At 47.4% G+C, this 287-nt stretch carries 2 tRNA genes; both read right to left on the minus strand.

Annotation, left to right across the window (positions count from 1 at the left end):
• Positions 1–43: 43 nt before the first annotated feature.
• A tRNA-Ala gene (locus AB4128_RS20670) sits at positions 44–119 on the minus strand.
• A 64-nt stretch (positions 120–183) separates the two neighbouring features.
• Positions 184–260, minus strand: a tRNA-Ile gene (locus AB4128_RS20675).
• Between the last annotated feature and the right edge of the window lie 27 nt (positions 261–287).

The following is a 287-nucleotide window of genomic DNA, read 5'->3' on the forward strand; positions in this document are numbered from 1 at the left end:
ACTGTCGTTTTATCTTTGGCGTCTCTATCCATGAGCAAGTAAATGGTGGAGCTATGCGGGATCGAACCGCAGACCTCCTGCGTGCAAGGCAGGCGCTCTCCCAGCTGAGCTATAGCCCCATTTACATGCAGTCAAACAAACTTACGTTAATACAAAATCTTGTTTAGGAGAAAACAAAGATTTTGGTGGGTCAGAGTGGACTTGAACCACCGACCTCACCCTTATCAGGGGTGCGCTCTAACCAGCTGAGCTACAGACCCAACGTAATTTGCTCTTACTTTCTATCA

Source organism: Shewanella sp. 10N.286.52.A9 (assembly GCF_041468985.1).
Classification (GTDB): domain Bacteria; phylum Pseudomonadota; class Gammaproteobacteria; order Enterobacterales; family Shewanellaceae; genus Shewanella; species Shewanella japonica.